This is a genomic window from Micromonospora noduli (assembly GCF_003264365.1).
In the GTDB taxonomy this organism is placed as follows: domain Bacteria; phylum Actinomycetota; class Actinomycetes; order Mycobacteriales; family Micromonosporaceae; genus Micromonospora; species Micromonospora noduli.
Window position 1 is genome coordinate 1 of record NZ_PYAK01000021.1, and the last position, 19,137, is coordinate 19,137.

The window sequence follows — 19,137 nt, forward strand, 5'->3', positions numbered from 1 at the left end:
TCAGCAGCGGGGGCGGTCGAGTGGAGCGGCGGCACCCGCGAGCGCTTCGACTGTCGGTGCGGCCGACTCCGTGGAGGGCGGCGCGGGCGTGCGGAGGGCGGCCTGTGGGCGCGCGGACGTAGCAGCGTGTGGGCGTGCGGAGGGCGTGCGGACGTAGCAGCGTGCGGGCGTGCGGATGCCGGCCTGTGGGGCCGGCGCGAAGGGTGGGCGGGTCAGGTGGTGAGGTCCACGGTTGGCAGGGACGGGCCGTCACCGACCAGGCGGAAGGAGTCGGTGCCGGCGGGTTCGACCAGCCCGTCCTGCACCAGCCCGGCGAGGGCGCGGGCGCGTTGCACGTCGTCGGTCCAGACCTGGTCCAAGCGCTGGTGCGGGACCGGCCCGGTGCTGTCCCGGAGCACTCCGAGCAACAGACCGCGGACCTGTCGGTCGGTGCCCGCGTACCGCTGGGGTCGGCGGGTCGGCCCGGCCGGCGCCTCCTGGCCGGACGCCCGCCAGGCGCAGACCGACTCGACGGGGCAGGCGGTGCAGCGCGGTGACCGGGCTGTGCAGATCACCGCGCCGAGTTCCATGAACGCTGCGCTGGCCAGTGCTGCTGCGGCCGGTTCGGTCGGAAGCAGTTCTTCGGTGGCGACGAGGTCCGCTGGTCGGGTGACGGGCCCGGCGTCCGGTTCGCCGGCCACCGCCCGGCACACGACCCGGCGTACGTTGGTGTCGACGACCGGGTGCCGCTGCCCGTACGCGAAGGCGGCCACCGCCCGGGCGGTGTACGTGCCGACGCCGGGCAGTGCGAGCAGCTGCTCCAGCCGGTCCGGCACCTGGCCGCCGTGCCGGTCGACGATCGCGACCGCGCATTCGCGTAGCCGGACCGCCCGACGGGGGTAGCCGAGGCGTCCCCACATCCGGATCGCCTCGGCTGGGGTGTCCGCCGCCAACGCGGCCGGCTCCGGCCAGCGGGCCAGCCATGCCTGCCAGGCCGGCACCACCCGGATCACGGGTGTCTGCTGGAGCATGACCTCGCTGACCAGGATGGCCCACGGGGTGACGCCGGGCTCGCGCCATGGCAGGTCACGGGCGTGCTGCTGGAACCACCGGCTGACCAGGGAGGCGAAGTCGGGTTGAGTCATGGCGTCGTCGATGATGTCACGACCGGCGTTCCCGTTGGGTGGGCGGCTCGGGCGGGGTGCCACGTCCTCGTTCGGCGGACGGGGGAGAATGCGCGGATGAACGAGCTCGCGATCACCGTCATCGGTCGGGACCGGCCGGGCATCGTGGCCGACGTCGCGGAGGTGCTGGCCCGACTGGGCGCAAACCTCACCGACAGCACGATGACGCGGCTGCGGGGGCATTTCGCGATGACCCTCATCTGCACCGGCCCGGCGGCCGCCGAGGTCGAGGCCGCGCTGGCGTCGCTGGCCGCCGAGGGTCAGCTGCTGGCGACGGTACGCGCCGTCACCCCGGACGGTGATGTGCCTCCGGTGGGTGAGCCGTACGTGATGGCGGTGCACGGTTCGGACCGGATGGGGATCGTCGCGGCGATGACGCGGGTGCTGGTGGATGCCGGGGGGAATGTCACCGACCTGAGTACCCGGTTGACCGGTGCGCTCTACGTGGTCCTGGCGGAGGTCGAGTTGCCGGCCGGTGTGGCGGACGCTGTGCTCGACCGGCTGCACCGGACGGCTGCCGAGCTGGGCGTGGAGGTCACCCTCCGGCCAGCGGATCCGGATCTGTTGTGAGCGGCGGGGAGCGCGGGCCGGAGGTCGGCCTGGGGGACTGGACACCGGAGTCGCTGGACGTGCCGGGCGAGGTACGGGCGGTGGTGTCCGCCCCGCATCCGGTGCTGAGTCGGGCCGCGGACGAGGTCGACCCCACGGCGAAGGAGACGGTCCAACTCGCGGCCGACCTGATAGCCACTATGAAGGTGTCGCCGGGCTGCGTCGGGCTGGCCGCGCCGCAGGTCGGGGTGGGTGCGCGGGTGTTCGCCGTCGACGTGACCGGGCACCCGAAGGCGGTGACGGTGCACGGCACCTTCGTGTTGTGCAACGCGCGCGTGGTCGAGGCGACGCGGTGGAAGCCGGGCCGGGAGGGCTGCATGTCGGTGCCGGACCTGACCGGGGACGTGAAGCGGGCCAGCCGGCTGGTGGTGGAGGGTGACCTGCCGGGCAGCGGCGAGCCGGTGCGGCTGGTGACCGACGGCTTCGAGGCTCGGGCGTTGCAGCACGAGATCGACCACTGCGCGGGGCTACTCTTCCTGGACCGGGTGGCCGGCGCGCACGCGGTCTATCAGCGCAAGGTCTACCTGTGATCGGGTGCCGGACCGTCCTCAATGGAGGGTGGTGTGAGCGCCCCGGAGCGGCTCCGGCGCGTCGCGCCGCACTGCCGGGTACGGCGCGGCTACGGTGGAGGGCATCATGCGTCTGACGGTCGGCCCCCTGCCACCCGCCGTGTACTGGCGGCGTCGCGCCGTCGTACTCGGAGCGGGGTTCCTGTTCCTGATTGTCCTGCTCTACTCCTGCACCGGTTCGGGTCGTTCCGGCGACAAGGAGCCGAAGGCGGGCGGTTCGCCGTCGGCGACGTCCGCGGCGACGTCTGGTCCCGCCGGGCCGGTGCTGACACCTCAGACCGGCGGTCCGTCGTCGTCCGCGTCCGCTGATTCGGGTGCGACGAGCCCGAGTCCGGCGATCACCAGCAACACACCGCCGCTGGGCGCGGCGGCCGGTTCGGAGGACGACGGCACCTGCACCGATGAGGAGATCAGCGTGGTCTCGTCGGCGAGCCCGACCTCGGTGCAGCGGGGCGCGGTGGTCCAGCTGCAACTGAAGATCAAGAACACGTCGGATCGGACCTGCAGTCGCAACGTGGGTGCGGACGTCCAGGAGATCTTCATCAAGTCCGGTGCCGAGAAAATCTGGTCGTCGGATACCTGCGGCAAGGTCCAGGGCTCGGACGTCGTGTCCTTCACGCCGAACATCGAGCGCTCCTACCAGGTGCCGTGGAACGGGCGGGACACCAGCCGCTGCGACGGCGCGTTGGCCGGCGGGCCGTTCCCGCCGGTCGGGGCGTACCAGGTGTTCGCTCGGGTCGGCACGAAGCTCAGCGACCCGGTGAAGCTCACCGTCACCGGCTGAGCCGGGTCAGACGTAGCGTTCCAGGATGGATGCCTCGGCGAGCCGGGACAGCCCTTCACGAACGCCGCGGGCCCGGGCGTCACCGACCCCTTCGACGGCTTGCAGGTCCTCCACTGTCGCGCCGAGCAGACGCTGGAGGCTGCCGAAGTGCAGCACCAGGCGATCGACCACCGCCACCGGCAGCCGGGGCACCTTGGCCAGCAGTCGGAAGCCGCGCGGGCTGACCGCGGCGTCGAGCGCGTCGGACGCGGCCGGGTAGCCGATCGCCTTGGCCACCGACACCAGGTCGATCAGCTCGGTGGCACCGAGCAGATCCAGCTCGACAAGAGCCTCGTCCAGGGTGCGCGACTTGCGGCCGACGGGGAGGTAGTCCCGGATGACCAGCGTGCGGTCGGCGTCCACGCCGGCCATCAGCTCGTCGAGTTGCAGGGCGAGCAGGCGACCGTCAGTGCCCAGCTCCACCACGTAACCGGCGATCTCGTCGGCGATCCGGCGAACCATCTCCAGTCGCTGCACCACTGCCACCGCGTCCCGCACGGTGACCAGATCCTCGATCTCCAGGGCGGAGAGCGTGCCGGAGACCTCGTCCAGCCGGAGCTTGTAGCGCTCCAGGGTGGCGAGCGCCTGGTTGGCGCGGGAGAGGATGGCCGCCGAGTCGTCGAGCACGTGCCGTTGGCCGTTGACGTAGAGGCTGATGATCCGCATGGACTGGCTAACCGAAATGACCGGATAGCCGGTCTGGCGGGCCACCCGCTCGGCGGTGCGGTGCCGGGTGCCGGACTCTTCGGTCGGGATGGACGGGTCGGGCATCAGGTGCACTGCCGCCCGGACGATCCTGGTGCCGTCGCTGGAGAGCACGACAGCGCCGTCCATCTTGCACAGCTCGCGCACACGGGTCGCGGAGAACTCCACGTCCAGTGGGAAGCCGCCGGTGCAGAGGCCCTCGACCACCTTGTCGTAGCCGAGCACGATGAGCGCGCCCGTGCGACCCCGCAGGATGCGCTCCAGACCGTCGCGCAGGGCGGTGCCCGGGGCCATCAGGGCGAGATTGGCGCGTAGCGGATCTCCGGCGCTCCCGGCGGCTCCCGCAGTCACGCTCACGCTGATCGGGCGGGCGGGCGAGCCCACGGCGCCGGTGCGGGCCTGGGGCGGCGCGCCGGCTGGCTTGGTGGTATCGCGGTCGATCGGCACGGGCACAGTCTACGGACTGCCGTGCGGTGGGTGCTGTCGTGGTTACTGTGATGTGTCACGATGCCGCCCTTTCCAACGTTTCCCGCTTGGGACGTGCTGTCCGGTTTGGCCGCCCTCGTCGGCACGGTGGGTCACTCGGCGGACGCGCGGGCAGCATGGTGCAGCGCCGAACGGACGTCGGTGACCTCGGTCACCCGCATCTGCTCGGGGCCCGCGCCGGTGCTGGCCGGGCCGCAACCGGGCGGCACCAGGGCTACCTTGAACCCCAGTCGGGCGGCCTCGGCCAGCCGGCGCGGCACCGCCCCGACCCGGCGCACCTCGCCGGTCAGCCCCACCTCACCGATCGCCACCAGGTGCGGCGCGATCGCCAGGTTGAGCCCGCCGGAGGCGACCGCCAGAGCCACCGCCAGGTCGGCGGCCGGCTCCACCACCCGGATCCCGCCCACGGTGGCAGCGAAGACCTCCCGGTCGTGCAGGGTCAGCCGCTCGGTGCGCCGTTGCAGCACCGCGAGCACCATCGCCAGTCGCGCCGAATCGAGGCCGGAAACGGTGCGTCGGGGAGAACCCGCCACTGTCGCGCCGATCAGCGCCTGCACCTCGGTGACCAGGGCCCGCCGCCCCTCCATGGCCACCGTCACGCAGGTGCCCGGGACCGGTTCCGCGTAGCGGGTCAGGAACAGCCCGGACGGGTCGGCCAGGCTGCTGATGCCGCCCTCGTGCATCTCGAAGCAGCCGACCTCGTCGGCCGCGCCGAACCTGTTCTTCACGCCGCGCACCAGGCGCAGCGACGAGTGCTTGTCGCCCTCGAAGTGCAGCACCACATCGACCAGGTGCTCCAGCACCCGAGGCCCGGCCACCTGGCCGTCCTTCGTGACGTGCCCGACCAGCACTGTGGCGATGCCCCGCTCCTTGGCGACCGAGACCAGCGCGGCGGTGACCGCGCGGACCTGGGTCACCCCACCGGGCACCCCCTCGGTGCCGGTGGTCGAGATGGTCTGCACCGAGTCGAGCACCAACAGGCCCGGCTTGACCGCGTCGAGGTGACCGAGCACCGAGGCGAGGTCGCTCTCCGCGGCGAGGTAGAGCTGCTCGTGCAGCGTGCCCATCCGCTCGGCGCGCAGGCGCACCTGACTGACCGATTCTTCGCCGCTGACCACCAGCGAGGGGCTGCCGGCGCCGATCGCCCAATGCTGCGCCACATCCAGCAGGAGGGTCGACTTGCCCACGCCGGGCTCGCCGGCGAGCAACACCACGGCACCGGGGACCAGGCCGCCGCCGAGCACCCGGTCGAGCTCGCTCACCCCGGTGGGCACGGCGCGGGCCGGAGCGGCGCTGATGGTGGCGATCGGTCGGGCCGGCTCGGACGGCATCCGGGAGCTGACCACCCGACCGGAGACGGTCGGGCCGGTCACCGTGTGCTCGACCACCGCCCCCCACTCGCCGCATTCCGGGCAGCGCCCCACCCACTTGGGCGGCTGGTGCCCGCAGGCGTCGCACTGGTAGGCCGGACGCGGATCGCGGGCGGCGGACCGACCACGGGCGGCACCGGCCGTGCCGCCACGCGGAGGGGTCGATCGGGAGGTGGTCACATCAGGACGCTAGCCCTCGCGTACGACGAAAACACCCCGGCGTGGTGGTCACCACGCCGGGGCGTTTGTCGATGTGCGGGTCGGGTCACTCGTGGGTCGTGCCGCCCTCGTTGCCCTCGTAGCCACCCTCGCGCTCGATGATCGGCGACGGAGGGGCCGCCGGGGTGAGCGGCACGGCGATCGGCGCCTGCCCGGTGACGGTGTTGCCGTTGCCGAAGTCGAAGGTCACGACGACGTTCTGGCCGGAGCGCAGCGCCTCGGTCAGGCCGATCAGTCGGAGCTGCGTGGTGGCCTCGGAGTTGAACTGGACGTAGCTCAACGGCGCCAGCTCGATCCGAGCCGGCTGGCCGGGGGCGGAGGGGCTGGCCGAACCGGACGCCCGCGCCGACTCCGGGGCGGACGGGGTGGCCGAGGACGATCCGGTCTCGGAGGGCGTCACCGACGGGCTCGGCGAACCGGACGTCGAGTTCGACGGGCTGGCCGAACCGGACGGCGACGGGCTCATTGAGGCGGATTCCGAGGCGGACGGCGACGGGCTCGCCGAGCCGCCGCTGATCACGATCTCGCGGGCGCTCTCCGTGGTGACGGTGACCGTCACCGTCTCCTTCGAGTCGTTGTAGATCACGGCGCTGAGCCCAGCGTCCTGGCCGGCCTTGTAGCCCTCGGTGCCCGGGTAGTCCACGAGCAGGCCACGCACGGAGAAGGATCCGTTGTTGGTGGTGAGGCTGACGCCCTGGACCGACGCCTCCTTGGTGGCGGTCTCGGCGATCTGACCGGTGCCGCAGCCGGACGTCAGCAGACTGGCCGCCGCAATCCCGGACAGCAACAGGGCCGCCCGCCGGGATCCCCTGATCGAGCGCGTCACGTCGGTCCTCCTCGTCACAATCCCCACCCGGGCCGTACGCCGGGCACGGTGGCCATACCCGCGCAGACCGCGCTCCAGGGTAGTTGGGACTGATCGAGGCCCGCACGCGGACCCGGCAATGCCACCTGCCCGGGTGGCGTTCACACCACCCGACCGCTCGCCACCAGCAGAACCACGTCGATGAGGGCCACCAGCATCACCGCCCGGAAGGCCGCCACCGGCCGCCGGCCGGCCCGGGTCGCCGAGCGCCCGGCGTACCAGCTCAGCGGCGGCACCACGGCGGCCGTGCCGACCGCCGCCCAGCCGATCGCCGACGGCGGCCCCGGTGGTCCGAGGACCAGCGTCGCGGTCGCCGCGAGGAGGAGACCCGCCGCGGCCACCCGGCTGCCGGCGGCACCCAGCCGGTGGGGCAGGCCGCGCACGCCGGTGCGGGCGTCGTCGGCCAGGTCGGGCAGCACGTTGGCGAAGTGCGCACCGGCACCCAGGCAGGCTGCCGCCGCCACCAGCCAGACCGGCGGGGTCGGCTGACCGGGCAGCGCCAGCACCACGAAGGCGGGCAGCGCGCCGAACGACACGGCGTAGGGCAGCACCGAGAACGCGGTGGCCTTGAGCGGCCAGTCGTAGAGCAGGGCGGAGACCAGGGCGAGCGTCAGCCAGAACGCCGCCACCGGGTTCGTGGTCAGCGCCAGCAGCGGGCAGGCCACCGCGGCCGCCGCGGCGGCCCAGGCCGTGACGCGTCGACCGACCGCGCCACTGGCGACCGGCTTGTCGGTACGCCCCACAGTGGCGTCCCGCTCGGCGTCCAGCGCGTCGTTGGTCCAGCCGACGGCGAGCTGGCTGGCCAGCACGGCGAGCACCACCGAGACGATTCCGGCCGGCCGGTGGCCCACTCCCCAGGCCAGCAGACCGGCCACCGTGGTCACCGCCGCGGCCGGTTCCGGATGGCTTGCTCTGACCAGCCCTAACACCCTCGACGACATAAGGGAAGTCTGGTCGTTACCGAGCAGTCGTGCCACGCTCGGTTCCATGCGAGACGTGGCTGCGGCCGGGGCGTCCACCGGTCCGAGGGTGCTGCCGCGAAACGATCCGCGTCAGTACGACGATCTGGCCGGTGAGTGGTGGCGGCCGGACGGCGCGTTCGCGATGCTGCACTGGCTGGCTGAGGCCCGTGCCGCGCTGGTGCCGCCGGCCACCCGTCCGGACGCGTTGCTTGTCGACCTGGGTTGCGGCGCCGGCCTGCTCGCGCCGCACCTGGCCGGCAAGGGCTACCGCCACGTGGGGGTGGATCTGACCCGCTCGGCGCTCGTCCAGGCGGCCGAGCACGGGGTGCGGGTGGTCCAGGGTGATGCCACAGCGGTGCCGCTGCCCGACGGCTGCGCCGACGTGGTCTCGGCGGGTGAGCTGCTGGAGCACGTGCCGGCCTGGCCGCGCGCGGTGGCCGAGGCGTGCCGGCTGCTGCGCCCCGGGGGCGTGCTGGTGCTGGACACCCTCAACGACACGGCGCTGGCCCGGCTCGTCGCGGTCCGGATCGCCGAGCGGCTGCCGACGGTGCCGCGTGGCATCCACGACCCACTGTTGTTCGTGGACGCCCGGGCGCTGGTGGCCGAGTGCGCCCGACACGGTGTCGAGCTGAGCCTGCGGGGCATCCGTCCGCAGGTCGGCGGCATGCTCGCCTGGCTGCTGCGCCGCGCTCGCGCGAGCCGAACGGCCGGTGCGGTGCCCGCCGGCCGGGCGCCGCGCATCGTGCCGACCCGCTCCACCGCCGTGCTCTACCAGGGCCGGGGGGTCCGCAAAGGATAGTCAGGCCGTGGCGGGGTATGGAACGCCGAGGAGGAACGAGATGACGGTGCACGCGCTTGAGGCAGCACGCCGGTTGGCGCCGCGGTTCGCCGCGCGGGCGGCCGAGCACGACCGGGACGGTTCCTTCCCCGTGGACGACTTCGCCGACCTGCGCGAGGCCGGCCTGTTCGGGCTGATGGTGCCCCGGGCGCTCGGCGGTCTGGGTGCCAGCTTCGCCGAGTACGCCGCGGTGGCCACTGAGCTTGCCCGGGGCAACGGTGCGACCGCCCTGGTGTTCAACATGCACGCCTCGGTGACCGGCGCGCTGGGCGCGGTGACGGAGGAGTTGGCCGAGGCGCTGGGCGTGCCCGACGAGGCGCTGGCCGCCCGCGACCGGCTGCTCAGCGCGGCGGCGCAGGGCTCCTGGTACGCGGTCGCGATGAGCGAGCGTGGCGCGGGCGCGCGGCTGTCCCAGCTGACCACGGCGTACGAGCCGACCGACGGGGGTTGGCATCTCAAGGGCAGCAAAACCTTCTGCTCCGGCGCCGGGCACGCGGACGGCTACCTGGTGGCGGCGCGCAGCGCGGCCGACCAGTCGGTGGTCTCACAGTTCCTGGTGCCGGCCGGCGACGGGCTGACAGTGGAGCCGACCTGGGACTCGCTCGGCATGCGCGCCACCTCCTCCCACGACCTGCACCTGGACGTCACGGTGCCCGCCGACCGGCTGCTCGGTGGGGTGGAGGGGCTTGCGCTGGTGGTGGCCCAGTTGATGCCGCACTGGTTGGTAGCCAGCTACGCCGCCGTCTACGTGGGGGTCGCCCGTGCGGCGATCGACGCGGCGGCCGAGCACCTCAACGCCCGCAACCTGGCCGGTCTGCCGGCGGTGCGGGCCCGGCTGGGTCGGGCGGACGCGGCGACGGCCGCCGCACAGTTGGTGGTGGCCGAGGCGGCCCGCCGGGTGGACGAGGCGCCCGGTGACGAGGAGACCAACCGTTGGGTGTGGCGGGCGAAGCTGCTCGCCGGGACCACGGCCGCCGAGGTGGCGGCGTCGGTGCTGGAGGCGGCGGGCACCTCGGCGACCCGCCGTGGACATCCGCTGGAGCGGCTCTACCGCGACGCCCGCTGCGGCTCGCTGCACCCGGCCACGTCGGATGTCTGCGCCGACTGGCTCGGCATCGCCGCACTGGGCGGCGACCCGGATCGTGACGGATCGGCACCGCGTTGGTGAGCCCGCCGCACCGGGCTCGCACGGAAGAACGACCAGCCGAGGTGGCTGGTGGGACGGCCAGGGGGAGGACAGCATCTGACGAGAGGTGGGGATCGTGTTCGTACCAGTGATCGCGGGGCTCGGGACAGCGCAGCCGCCGTCCGCTTCGCAGGACGAGTTGTGGGAGGGCTTCTTCTCCCGGCACTTCACCGGCACCACCCGGTCGTTGGCCCAGCGGATCTTCGCCAACTCGGGGGTGACCCGGCGGCAGGCCGCGGTCAATCCGCTGCTGGAGGACGTCTCGGACTGGCCGACCGAGCGCCGGATGCGCCGCTACCAGGTGGAGGCGCTGCCGCTGGGCAAGGAGGCGGTGGGTCGGGCGTTGACAGCGGCCGGGCTGAGCGCCGGCGACATCGGGCTGTTCATCGTCTGCTCCTGCACCGGGTACGCCACCCCGGGGCTGGACATCCTGCTCGCCCGGGACCTGGGCATGGCCGCGGACACCCAGCGGATGTTCATCGGCCACATGGGCTGTTACGCGGCGTTGCCGGGGCTCGGCGCGGCGAGTGACTTCGTCACCGCCCGGGGGCGACCGGCGCTGCTGCTCTGCGCGGAGCTGACCAGCCTGCACATCCAGCCGTCCAGCGCCCGGGTGGACACGCAGCAGATCGTCTCCCACGCGCTCTTCTCGGACGCCGCGGTCGCCGCCGTGGTCATGCCGGGCGGCTCGGGGTACGCGGTGCGCGAGGTCACCGCCGTCACCGACACGTCGACCGCCGACCACATGACCTGGGACGTCACCGACGCCGGGTTCCGGATGGGGTTGTCGCCGAAGGTGCCGCAGGTGCTGTCGAGGCACGTCCGCGGGCTGGTCGACGATCTGTTGGCCCGGCACGGCATCACCAGCTCCGAGGTGGACGGTTGGGCGGTGCACCCGGGCGGGCCGCGGATCCTCAACGTGGTGGAGCGGGAGCTGGCGCTGCCTCCGCTGGGGCTGGCGGCGTCCCGGGCGACGCTTGACGAGCACGGCAACTGCTCGTCGCCGACCGTGCTGCTGATCCTGGACCGGCTGGGTCGGGCGACACCGGCGGCTCGGCGCATCGTCATGCTGGCCTTCGGCCCCGGCCTCACCCTGTACGCCGCCCTGCTCGATCGACAGGACTGAGCCTCCGGCCGGTACGCTCACGGGGTGGATGTGACCTCGGACGACCGGCTGCGCTCGGTGGTCCTGTTTGGCGCGGCGGTGGCCGTCCTGGTCGTCGGTGCCTGGTGGTGGCGTGCCGCCGCGCCCGCGTCGACGGCAGGGACGGCTGTCCCTTCGGCGGCGGCGGCGCCGTCGGTCGGGCCGAGCGTCAGCACCCCGATGGAACGTCTCCTCGCGGCCGAGGAGCCCGATGAGCGGGTGACGGTGAGGTTGGACCCGAACACCGGCGAGGTCCTCCGGGTGCGCAACGGCTCGCACGTGGTGCTCGACCCGGCGACGGGCTCGATCACCGACATCGAGGGCGATCCCGCGGTGCTCTTTCCCGCGGGTGAGCTGCCCTCGTTTCAAATGACGATCTGGCGGGAGGAGCGGGAGCTCGCTCCTGGCCAGGATGTGACCCGGCAGGCCAGCAACGACGGCTCCCGCTACCTGCTCCAGTACCGGTGCACCCGGCCGGGCACGCTGGCGGTGACGAGCGACGAGGCCAAGATCAACGGTCCGGCGCGCATCGACTGCGACGGCACGGTCGCCAATGCCGAGGTGCTGCCCGGCGCCGGGCCGTTCCGGGTGTCACTGACGGCCGTCGATAAGCCCATCGACATCCAGGCGCAGCTCGTCGCCCTGCCCCCTCGCTGACAGGGGCCGCTCAGGCGGCCAGGGCGCTCAGGTCGCTCCGGTAGGAATCGACAGTGCCCAGGTCGGGCAGCACCCGGGTCACAGTGCCGGCCCGGTCGACCAGCAGGGCTGTCGCGGCGCCGGAGCGGGCCGGCTGGCCCAGGAACGAACGCAGGCCTCCGGCGGGGTCGGCCAGGGCGCGAGCCTGCCGTTCGATGGTGGGCCCGGCTGGGGCCGTCCGCCCTCCGGTCACGGTGACCACGGAGACGCCGGCGGGCGCGGCCGCCAGGGCGTCGGTGACCCGGTCCGGGCAGGGGCAGCCGTCCAACAGAATGATCATGGCGGGCAGCAGGCCGCGCAGTGGCACGGGTGCGTCGTCCGCGTCGACCAGGTCCAGTGCGGGCAGCGCCCGACCGACGAGGGTCGCGGGTGGCGAGTAGGGGGCCGGAGTCGGCCGGTCGGCGCCGCGGTTGGCGCGGGGCCAGGTGACCGCCAGCAGGCCGGCCAGCGTGGTGAGGACCGCCACCAGCAGGACCACCAGCGGCAGGCCCAGGGCCCGGTGACCGCCCGGGAGGCCACTGGCCCGGCGCAGCTCACGGCGAACCTGAGCGGCCTCGGCGGCCAGCGCGGAGGCGTCGTCGGGAACCACCACGCGGCCCCATTCGGGCGGTAGGCCGGGCAGGCCGTCGGCTGGCCCGTGACCCTCTGCGTCCGGCTTGCCCATCGGACCTCCTGGAAGCGTCTCGAGAGCGGAGTGCGGCTCGGTCTCCAGGGTCGCGCACCAGGGGCTCCTCCCGCTACATCTGGGCGCAGTCCTGCTGGCCGGGCTACCATGGGAGGAGCGCATAGCCCTTGATCTCGACGTTCTGTTCACCCGTACCGGGCAGTCATTTCCGCGTTACGGAGTGTGTTCGAACCATCGGTTTGACCGCCTGTCAAGCTGAAGCAAGACCTCTCACAGGGCCCCTGAGCTGCGCCAACGGTCAGGACATCGGTGAGACATCGGTGCCTGAGCGTGTTACCCTAGACACAGCGAAAGGGGTTTCGAACCTATGGTTTTCAGTGTCGGCGAGACCGTTGTTTACCCCCACCACGGGGCCGCACTCATCGAGGCAATCGAGACTCGGGTCATCAAGGGCGAGCCTAAGCAATACCTCGTCCTGAGGGTCGCGCAGGGTGACCTGACGGTCCGGGTGCCGGCCGAGAACGCCGAGATCGTGGGCGTCCGCGAGGTGGTCGGCGAAGAGGGCCTCGGGAAGGTCTTCGACGTTCTGCGGGCTCCGCACACCGAGGAGCCGACCAACTGGTCGCGGCGTTACAAGGCCAATCTGGAAAAGCTGGCTTCCGGCAACCCGCTGAAGGTCGCCGAGGTCGTGCGTGACCTGTGGCGCCGGGAGCGGGAGCGGGGCCTCTCTGCGGGCGAGAAGCGGATGCTCGCCAAGGCCCGCGACATTCTCGTCGGCGAGGTCGCGCTGGCCGAGAAGAGCACCAAGGACGAGGCGGAGACGCTGCTCGACAAGGTCCTCACCGAGGCCTAGTCCGCACAGCATCGTCGTACCCACTTCGTAGTGAAGAAACCACCGAGGACCGCGACGTGACCGCGCAGCTCAATCCGCGCGGTGACGTCGCGGTCCTCGTGCCTGCGGCGGGTGCCGGCGTACGGCTCGGCCCCGGCCGACCCAAGGCGCTGCGCCTGCTCGCCGGTGAACCGCTGTTGGTGCACGCCGTGCGTCGACTGGCCGCCGCTCCGTCGGTGCACACCATCGTGGTGGCCGCGCCGGCCGCCGAGGTGCAGGCCGTCCGCGAGCTGTTGGCCCCGGTCGCCCCGGTGATCGTGGTGCCCGGCGGTGCCGAACGGCAGGCGTCGGTGGCCGCCGCGCTGGCCGCTGTCCCCGCCGGCCCGACGATCGTCCTGGTGCACGATGCCGCCCGGGCGCTCACCCCACCTGATCTGGTCGAATCTGTCGCGGCGGCGGTGCGTGGCGGGCGTGACGCGGTGATCCCGGTCCTACCGGTCGTCGACACGATCAAGGAAGTCGGTGCCGACGAGGTCGTGCTCGGCACCGTCGACCGTTCCGCCCTGCGCGCGGTGCAGACCCCGCAGGGTTTCCGTCGGGCCGTGCTCAGCGCCGCCCACGCCGCCGCCGGTGACTCCCTCACCGACGACGCCGGGCTGGTCGAGAAGCAGGGCGTCGCGGTGAGCTGCGTGCCCGGCTCGGAGTACGCAGTGAAAATCACCCGACCGTTCGACCTGGCTCTGGCCGAGCATCTGCTTGCCGCTGCCGGTTGACGCGTACCCTCTGATCATGATCGTTCCCCGGGTGGCCATCGGCACCGACGTGCACGCGTTCGAGCCGGGCCGGCCCTGCTGGGTGGCCGGGCTGCTCTGGCCCGATCAGGACGGCCTCGCCGGGCACTCGGACGCCGACGTGGCCGCGCACGCCGCCTGCAACGCGCTGCTCTCCGCCGCCGGTCTCGGTGATCTCGGTTCCGCCTTCGGGGTGGGCCAGCCGGAGTGGGCCGGCGCGTCCGGGGTGGCTCTGCTGACCGAGACGGCCCGTCGGGTGCGCGTCGCCGGCCTGGAGATCGGCAACGTGTCCGTGCAGGTCATCGGCAATCGCCCCAAGATCGGCCGGCGCCGCGCGGAGGCGCAGGAGGTCCTCTCCGCTGCGGTCGGCGCTCCGGTCACCGTCTCGGCGGCGACCACGGACGGGCTCGGCTTCGCCGGCCGCGAGGAAGGGTTGGCCGGGGTCGCGGTGGCCCTGGTGTACGACGCGCCGGCCGCCTAGGCTCGCCGCGATGTCCAGCGACCCCGCCCCCGACCAGTTCGCCGCCGACGGCTACGTCCAGCGGGCCCAACTCCTCGCCGAACTCGGCCGCTACGACGAGGCGGCCGGGGAGCTGGCGTACGGGTTGGCCCTCCAGCCGGATGACGTCGACGCGCTCACCATGCTGGCCCGGGTGCACCTGGCCGCCGGTCGCCCGGCCGAGGCGCTCACGGCCGCCGACACGGCCGTGGCCGCCGCACCGGAGGCCCTGCCGCCACTGGTCGCCAGGGGCATGGCCCTGGCCGACCTGGAGCGCTACAGCGAGTCGGCGGCCACCGCCGATCGGATCCTCACCCTCGGCCCGGCCGACGCGTACGCCCAGCGGAGCGCCGCGGCGATCCTGGCCGGCGCCCGCAACGGTCAGCCGGCGCTGAACGCGGCCTGGCGCGGTGTCGAGTTGGCCCCGCAGGAGCCGCAGGCGCACCTGGTGCTCAGCCTGGTCGCCGCCCGCCTGGACCTGTTCGACCTGGCCGAGCGGGCCTACCGGGAGGCGCTGCGGCTCGACCCGCGGATCGGCGAGGCCGGCCACGACGTGGGCGTCATGCGGCTGGAGCAGCGCCGCTGGTCGGAGGCGTTGGAGCACGTCGCCGAGGCGGTGACGGTCAGCCCGAGCCGGATCGACTCGCCACGAACCCTCGCGTACGGGCTGCACCGCCTGGTGCTCTACGGCGCGGGCTGGTCGCTGGTGGCGGCGGTGCTGGTCGCGTTCGCGGCGTCGGCGAGCGACGGGTTCTCCCGCGTCCTGGCGGTGCTCGCCGCCCTGACCGGCGGGATCATCGTCTGGCAGCTCGCGGCTCGGCTGCCCGGGCTGACCCGGACCGTCCTGCCCGCCCTGCTGCACTCGGACCGGGCGATGGCCCTGGCCATCTACGCCGTGGCCGCCGCGCCGCTGCTGCTGCTGGTGTACGCCATGGTCGGCTCCCCGTGGCCCCTGGTGCTGGCCATCGCCACCACGGCGGTAGCCGAGTTCGCCGTATTCACCAGAACCGCCATCCGCTAGACAGAACGCGCCCACGTCCAGGCGTACCCCTCGTCTTCGCAGGCGCTGGCGGCGTCGCAGAGATCCAGCGGGCGGAAGGTGTCGACCATGACGGCCAGCTCGTCGAAGTAGTCCGCGCCGATGGAACGCTCGGCGGCACCCGGCTGGGGGCCGTGGGTGAAACCGGACGGATGCAGGGAGATCGAGCCCTGTTCGATGCCGGAGCCGCGCCGCGCCTCGTAGTTGCCCCCGGTGTAGAACAGCATCTCGTCGGAGTCGACGTTGTGGTGGTTGTACGGCACCGGGATCGACTGCGGGTGGTAGTCGACCTTGCGCGGCACGAACGAGCAGATGACGAAGTTGGGCCCCTGGAAGGTCTGGTGCACAGGTGGGGGCTGGTGGATGCGGCCGGTGATCGGCTCGAAGTCGTGGATGGAGAACGCCCACGGGTAGAGGTGCCCGTCCCAGCCGACCACGTCGAACGGGTGGTTCGCGTAGACGTAGCGGGTCCAACCGCGACGGTGCCGGACCAGCACCTCGACCTCCTCGCCGTCGACGAGCAGCGGGGCGTCGGGGCCGCGGACGTCCCGCTCGCAGTACGGCGAGTGCTCCAGGAACTGGCCGCGTACGGAGAGGTAGCGCTTGGGCGGGCCGATGTGCCCGGACGCCTCCACGGCGAGCAGACGGACGGGCTGGTCGCCGGTGGGCACCAGCCTATGGATGGTCGAGGTGGGGATGACGACGTAGTCACCGGCGACCGCGTCCAGCACCCCGAACGGGGACTCGACCCGCAGGGTGCCCGACTCGACGTAGAGGCAGTGGTCGCCGGTGGCGTCGCGGAACAGCGGTGAGGGTCGGTCGGCGAGGACGTACCCGATCCGTACGTCGTCGTTGGCGAGCAGGTACTGCCGGCCGAGGATGGGGTCGGAGCCGCCGGTGTCCAGTTTGTGGGTGCGCAGGTGGCGGGGCTTGAGCGGCAGGTTCGGCGCCCGGGTGAACGCGGACGGGGTGAACTCGTCGGCGGCCAGGATCGCGGTGGGCGCGTGCCGGTGGTAGAGCAGGGACGAGTCGGAGGAGAAGCCCTCCTGGCCCATCAGCTCCTCGGCGTAGAGGCTGCCGTCGGGCTGCCGGAACTGGGTGTGGCGCTTGCGCGGCACCTCGCCGACGCTGCGGTAATACGGCATCTCGCCTCCCGATATTTCCCGTTCACCGGCCGAAGGCGTCCGATAATCGGACGCTGTTGTCCGTTCCTCGTAGCGTCCCGTACATTCTTGTTCCGTGTCAACGCAGGTGCCAGCACTCCTCCACGGCCTGGTGGACGACGCCGCCGTCTTCCCACCGGGCAGCGCCGCGCTGCACGACGCCCTGGCTGCCCACCGTCAACACCGCGCCGCCTGGTACGCCGACCTGGTCGGCCCCCTGCTGATCCCTGCGTCGGACGTGGCCGCCGGTGAGCTGAGCGGTCTCGTCGACCCGGGCGAGGGCCTGGTGGTCGGCGTGATCGGTGACACCGGGATCGCGAACCTGCCGTTCGCGCTGTCGTTTCTCGCCCCGGACGGCGTCACCGCGCGTCAGGTCGAGGTGGCGGTCGCCAAGCGCGGCGAGGACCCGCTGCCCGGCATCGCCGAGTTGCTGCGGCTGACCGACGAGCTGCCGGGCGTGGAAGCCGTCTACGCAGAGCTGCCGCTGACCTTCGGGCTGATGGGCGCACTGGACGCGCTCGTCGCGGCGCGGGCCGACGGGGCGCCGATCGCGGCCAAGTTCCGCACCGGCGGCCTGGCCGCCGAACTCTTCCCCACCCCGACCGAGCTGGCCGCGGTGATCTGCGCCTGCCGGGACCGGGGCCTGCCGTTCAAGCTGACCGCCGGGCTGCACCAGGCGATCCGACACCTGGACCCGGAGACCGGGTTCACCCACCACGGCTACGCCAACGTGTTGGCCGCGACCCTGGCCGCCGCCGACGGTGACGGTGTGCGCTCGGTCGCCGAGCTGCTGACCGTTGTCGACCCGCGCCCCCTGGTGGAGCGCACGACGGCACGGCTGGACGGGCCTCGCCCTCTGTGGGTGGGCTTCGGCTCGTGCAGCATCCTGGAACCACTGACCGATCTGATCCGGCTTGGGCTGGTGAACGGGGGCTACGACGCATGACCTGGGTGACCGGCGCCGACGGTTCGCCGTACGGGGTGACGAACCTGCCGTACGGGGTGTTCCGGCAGAACGGGGGTCCTGCGCGGATCGGCGTACGGATCGGGTCCTGGGTCTTCGACCTCGCGGCGGCCGAGGCCGCCGAGCTGGTGCTGGCTGCCGGCACGCTGTGCCGGCCCGTGCTCAACGACTTCATGGCCCTGGGTCGTCCGCAGTGGACGGCGGTACGGCAGCGGCTCACCGAGCTGCTGACCGACCCGGCGCACCGGGACGCGGTGGAGCCACTGCTGGTGCCCCTCGACGACGTGGAGCTGCTGCTCCCCATCGAGGTGGCCGACTACGTCGACTTCTACTCATCCGTTCACCACGCGTCGAACGTCGGGCAGATCTTCCGCCCCGGCCAGCCGCCGCTGCTGCCCAACTGGAAGCACCTGCCGATCGGCTACCACGGGCGGGCCGGCACGGTGGTCGTCTCCGGCACGCCGGTGACCCGGCCGACCGGGCAGCGGGCCTCCGCCGAGGGCCCGGTCACCGGCCCATCGGTACGCCTCGACATCGAGGCCGAGGTGGGCTTCGTGGTGGGCGTACCCAGCGCGTTGGGCGATCGGGTTTCCGTGGACGACTTCGCCGAGCACGTCTTCGGGGTGGTGCTGGTCAACGACTGGTCGGCCCGGGACATCCAGGCCTGGGAGTACCAGCCGCTCGGCCCCTTCCTGGGCAAGTCGTTCGCCACCTCGGTCTCGGCCTGGGTGACGCCGCTGGACGCCCTCGCCGACGCCTTCGTGCCAGCCCCCGACCAGGACCCGCCGGTGGTGGACTACCTGCGGGACGTGCCGCACCTGGGCCTGGACCTGCGCCTGGCGGTCGAGTGGAACGGCGACCAGGTCAGCGAGCCCCCGTTCGCCACCATGTACTGGACCCCCGCCCAGCAGTTGGCGCACCTCACCGTCAACGGCGCTTCGCTGCGCACCGGTGACCTGTACGCCTCCGGCACCGTCTCCGGCCCGGACCGAGGACAGGTCGGCTCCTTCCTGGAACTGACCTGGGGCGGGGCCGAGCCGGTCAAGGTGGGCGGCGAGAGCCGTACCTTCCTCGACGACGGCGACACGGTGACCATCACGGCCACCGCCCCCGGCCCGGACGGCACCACCATCGCCCTCGGTGAGGTATCCGGCACGGTTCGTCCGGCCCGCTGAGCGGGCACCCGCCATCCGTCTCGTGCATGGGACCCGTGATCGCACCGGCTGTGCGATCACCGGCCCTGGTTGATCCGTTGATCGTCCGGATTCCGTTGCTACACCGCGCAATCCGAGTCGGGCTCTGCCCGGCCGTCAGCGGTGGGGCATCCCGACGCACACGGAGGTAACGACGATGCACGATCTTGCGGGCGCGGTCTGGCGTACCAGCAGCCGCTCAAACGACCAGGGGCTCTGCGTGGAAGTGGCGGACAACCTGGTCGATGTCCATGGTCTGGTCGGGGTCCGCGACTCCAAGGACCAGGCCGGTCCCACACTCGCGGTCAGCCCGCCGGGGTGGACAGCGTTCATCGGCGCGATTCGGGCCGGCCACTTCGAGCGCTGACCGGCGCTTCGGCACCGGTCGACGACGAC

General features: G+C 72.6%; 21 protein-coding genes. 14 read left to right on the forward strand and 7 right to left on the reverse strand.

What is annotated here, in order from left to right; genetic code table 11:
• Window positions 1–212 precede the first annotated feature (212 nt).
• Window positions 213–1,124, reverse strand: a complete 912-nt coding sequence (locus tag GUI43_RS17385) for an iron-sulfur binding domain-containing protein (protein ID WP_112601574.1) — start codon at window positions 1,122–1,124, stop codon at window positions 213–215.
• Between the two features lie 96 nt (window positions 1,125–1,220).
• Between GUI43_RS17385 and GUI43_RS17390 the strand changes: the two genes are divergently transcribed.
• The 3 genes from GUI43_RS17390 (at window position 1,221) to GUI43_RS17400 (ending at window position 3,125) form a co-directional block, all read left to right on the forward strand.
• Window positions 1,221–1,733, forward strand: coding sequence for a glycine cleavage system transcriptional repressor (locus tag GUI43_RS17390; RefSeq protein ID WP_112588162.1), 513 nt, complete (start codon window positions 1,221–1,223; stop codon window positions 1,731–1,733).
• On the forward strand, window positions 1,730–2,302 hold the full coding sequence (locus tag GUI43_RS17395; RefSeq protein WP_112699277.1) for a peptide deformylase: 573 nt from the start codon (window positions 1,730–1,732) through the stop codon (window positions 2,300–2,302). The genes GUI43_RS17390 and GUI43_RS17395 overlap by 4 nt, the downstream gene beginning before the upstream one ends.
• Before the next feature lie 106 nt (window positions 2,303–2,408).
• Entirely contained in the window at window positions 2,409–3,125 is a 717-nt protein-coding gene (locus GUI43_RS17400) for a hypothetical protein (RefSeq protein ID WP_112699310.1), read from the forward strand.
• Between the two features lie 6 nt (window positions 3,126–3,131).
• On the opposite strand, the gene disA is transcribed toward GUI43_RS17400, so the two are convergent.
• The 4 genes from disA to GUI43_RS17420 form a co-directional block, all read right to left on the reverse strand.
• Window positions 3,132–4,316, reverse strand: a complete 1,185-nt coding sequence (gene disA, locus GUI43_RS17405) for a DNA integrity scanning diadenylate cyclase DisA (RefSeq protein WP_030327921.1) — start codon at window positions 4,314–4,316, stop codon at window positions 3,132–3,134.
• 131 nt (window positions 4,317–4,447) lie between these two features.
• Complete coding sequence (gene radA, locus GUI43_RS17410) at window positions 4,448–5,905, reverse strand: DNA repair protein RadA (protein WP_091403173.1); 1,458 nt, start codon at window positions 5,903–5,905, stop codon at window positions 4,448–4,450.
• Window positions 5,906–5,990: 85 nt separating this feature from the next.
• Window positions 5,991–6,770, reverse strand: a complete 780-nt coding sequence (locus GUI43_RS17415) for a hypothetical protein (RefSeq protein ID WP_112588159.1) — start codon at window positions 6,768–6,770, stop codon at window positions 5,991–5,993.
• Between the two features lie 140 nt (window positions 6,771–6,910).
• Entirely contained in the window at window positions 6,911–7,750 is an 840-nt protein-coding gene (locus tag GUI43_RS17420) for a UbiA family prenyltransferase (protein ID WP_225855232.1), read from the reverse strand.
• A gap of 46 nt (window positions 7,751–7,796) precedes the next feature.
• Between GUI43_RS17420 and GUI43_RS17425 the strand changes: the two genes are divergently transcribed.
• The 4 genes from GUI43_RS17425 (at window position 7,797) to GUI43_RS17440 (ending at window position 11,596) form a co-directional block, all read left to right on the forward strand.
• Window positions 7,797–8,570, forward strand: coding sequence for a class I SAM-dependent methyltransferase (locus GUI43_RS17425; RefSeq protein ID WP_112699278.1), 774 nt, complete (start codon window positions 7,797–7,799; stop codon window positions 8,568–8,570).
• A 40-nt stretch (window positions 8,571–8,610) separates the two neighbouring features.
• Window positions 8,611–9,777: an acyl-CoA dehydrogenase family protein gene (locus GUI43_RS17430; protein WP_112601545.1), complete on the forward strand. Its 1,167-nt coding sequence runs from the start codon at window positions 8,611–8,613 to the stop codon at window positions 9,775–9,777.
• A gap of 85 nt (window positions 9,778–9,862) precedes the next feature.
• Window positions 9,863–10,921 (forward strand): type III polyketide synthase, encoded by a 1,059-nt coding sequence (locus GUI43_RS17435; RefSeq protein ID WP_373861210.1) that lies wholly within the window; start codon window positions 9,863–9,865, stop codon window positions 10,919–10,921.
• A 24-nt stretch (window positions 10,922–10,945) separates the two neighbouring features.
• Window positions 10,946–11,596, forward strand: coding sequence for a hypothetical protein (locus GUI43_RS17440; protein WP_112699279.1), 651 nt, complete (start codon window positions 10,946–10,948; stop codon window positions 11,594–11,596).
• A gap of 10 nt (window positions 11,597–11,606) precedes the next feature.
• On the opposite strand, the gene GUI43_RS17445 is transcribed toward GUI43_RS17440, so the two are convergent.
• Window positions 11,607–12,299, reverse strand: coding sequence for a hypothetical protein (locus GUI43_RS17445; RefSeq protein ID WP_112699280.1), 693 nt, complete (start codon window positions 12,297–12,299; stop codon window positions 11,607–11,609).
• Window positions 12,300–12,627: 328 nt separating this feature from the next.
• On the opposite strand from GUI43_RS17445, the gene GUI43_RS17450 reads away from it, so the two are divergent.
• From GUI43_RS17450 to GUI43_RS17465, 4 genes are read left to right on the forward strand one after another with little or no spacing between them, the layout of a single operon-like run.
• Window positions 12,628–13,113, forward strand: coding sequence for a CarD family transcriptional regulator (locus GUI43_RS17450; RefSeq protein WP_007073334.1), 486 nt, complete (start codon window positions 12,628–12,630; stop codon window positions 13,111–13,113).
• Window positions 13,114–13,169: 56 nt separating this feature from the next.
• The gene (ispD, locus tag GUI43_RS17455; protein ID WP_091403154.1) at window positions 13,170–13,865 is read left to right on the forward strand and encodes a 2-C-methyl-D-erythritol 4-phosphate cytidylyltransferase; all 696 of its coding nucleotides are present in this window, start codon (window positions 13,170–13,172) and stop codon (window positions 13,863–13,865) included.
• 13 nt (window positions 13,866–13,878) lie between these two features.
• Window positions 13,879–14,364, forward strand: a complete 486-nt coding sequence (gene ispF, locus GUI43_RS17460) for a 2-C-methyl-D-erythritol 2,4-cyclodiphosphate synthase (protein ID WP_112588173.1) — start codon at window positions 13,879–13,881, stop codon at window positions 14,362–14,364.
• A 10-nt stretch (window positions 14,365–14,374) separates the two neighbouring features.
• Window positions 14,375–15,403: a tetratricopeptide repeat protein gene (locus tag GUI43_RS17465; protein ID WP_112588148.1), complete on the forward strand. Its 1,029-nt coding sequence runs from the start codon at window positions 14,375–14,377 to the stop codon at window positions 15,401–15,403.
• Here GUI43_RS17465 and GUI43_RS17470 read toward each other — a convergent pair.
• Window positions 15,400–16,566 (reverse strand): homogentisate 1,2-dioxygenase, encoded by a 1,167-nt coding sequence (locus GUI43_RS17470; protein WP_112699281.1) that lies wholly within the window; start codon window positions 16,564–16,566, stop codon window positions 15,400–15,402. The genes GUI43_RS17465 and GUI43_RS17470 overlap by 4 nt on opposite strands.
• 94 nt (window positions 16,567–16,660) lie before the next feature.
• On the opposite strand from GUI43_RS17470, the gene GUI43_RS17475 reads away from it, so the two are divergent.
• From GUI43_RS17475 to GUI43_RS17485, 3 genes are all read left to right on the forward strand, one after another.
• Window positions 16,661–17,530 (forward strand): hypothetical protein, encoded by an 870-nt coding sequence (locus tag GUI43_RS17475; RefSeq protein ID WP_112588144.1) that lies wholly within the window; start codon window positions 16,661–16,663, stop codon window positions 17,528–17,530.
• Window positions 17,527–18,723 (forward strand): fumarylacetoacetase, encoded by a 1,197-nt coding sequence (fahA, locus tag GUI43_RS17480; protein WP_112588142.1) that lies wholly within the window; start codon window positions 17,527–17,529, stop codon window positions 18,721–18,723. The genes GUI43_RS17475 and fahA overlap by 4 nt, the downstream gene beginning before the upstream one ends.
• Before the next feature lie 175 nt (window positions 18,724–18,898).
• Window positions 18,899–19,108: a DUF397 domain-containing protein gene (locus GUI43_RS17485; RefSeq protein WP_112588140.1), complete on the forward strand. Its 210-nt coding sequence runs from the start codon at window positions 18,899–18,901 to the stop codon at window positions 19,106–19,108.
• The last annotated feature ends 29 nt before the right edge of the window (window positions 19,109–19,137 follow it).

Excerpts from the sequence above, each read along its gene's own strand:
- GUI43_RS17425 (WP_112699278.1), top strand. The coding sequence starts at position 7,797 with ATGCGAGACGTGGCTGCGGCCGGGGCGTCCACCGGTCCGAGGGTGCTG.
- GUI43_RS17385 (WP_112601574.1), bottom strand. The coding sequence starts at position 1,124 with ATGACTCAACCCGACTTCGCCTCCCTGGTCAGCCGGTGGTTCCAGCAG.
- GUI43_RS17430 (WP_112601545.1), top strand. The coding sequence starts at position 8,611 with ATGACGGTGCACGCGCTTGAGGCAGCACGCCGGTTGGCGCCGCGGTTC.
- GUI43_RS17420 (WP_225855232.1), bottom strand. The coding sequence starts at position 7,750 with ATGTCGTCGAGGGTGTTAGGGCTGGTCAGAGCAAGCCATCCGGAACCG.
- GUI43_RS17400 (WP_112699310.1), top strand. The coding sequence starts at position 2,409 with ATGCGTCTGACGGTCGGCCCCCTGCCACCCGCCGTGTACTGGCGGCGT.
- GUI43_RS17445 (WP_112699280.1), bottom strand. The coding sequence starts at position 12,299 with ATGGGCAAGCCGGACGCAGAGGGTCACGGGCCAGCCGACGGCCTGCCC.
- GUI43_RS17465 (WP_112588148.1), top strand. The coding sequence starts at position 14,375 with ATGTCCAGCGACCCCGCCCCCGACCAGTTCGCCGCCGACGGCTACGTC.
- GUI43_RS17470 (WP_112699281.1), bottom strand. The coding sequence starts at position 16,566 with ATGCCGTATTACCGCAGCGTCGGCGAGGTGCCGCGCAAGCGCCACACC.
- GUI43_RS17485 (WP_112588140.1), top strand. The coding sequence starts at position 18,899 with ATGCACGATCTTGCGGGCGCGGTCTGGCGTACCAGCAGCCGCTCAAAC.
- GUI43_RS17390 (WP_112588162.1), top strand. The coding sequence starts at position 1,221 with ATGAACGAGCTCGCGATCACCGTCATCGGTCGGGACCGGCCGGGCATC.
- GUI43_RS17450 (WP_007073334.1), top strand. The coding sequence starts at position 12,628 with ATGGTTTTCAGTGTCGGCGAGACCGTTGTTTACCCCCACCACGGGGCC.
- fahA (WP_112588142.1), top strand. The coding sequence starts at position 17,527 with ATGACCTGGGTGACCGGCGCCGACGGTTCGCCGTACGGGGTGACGAAC.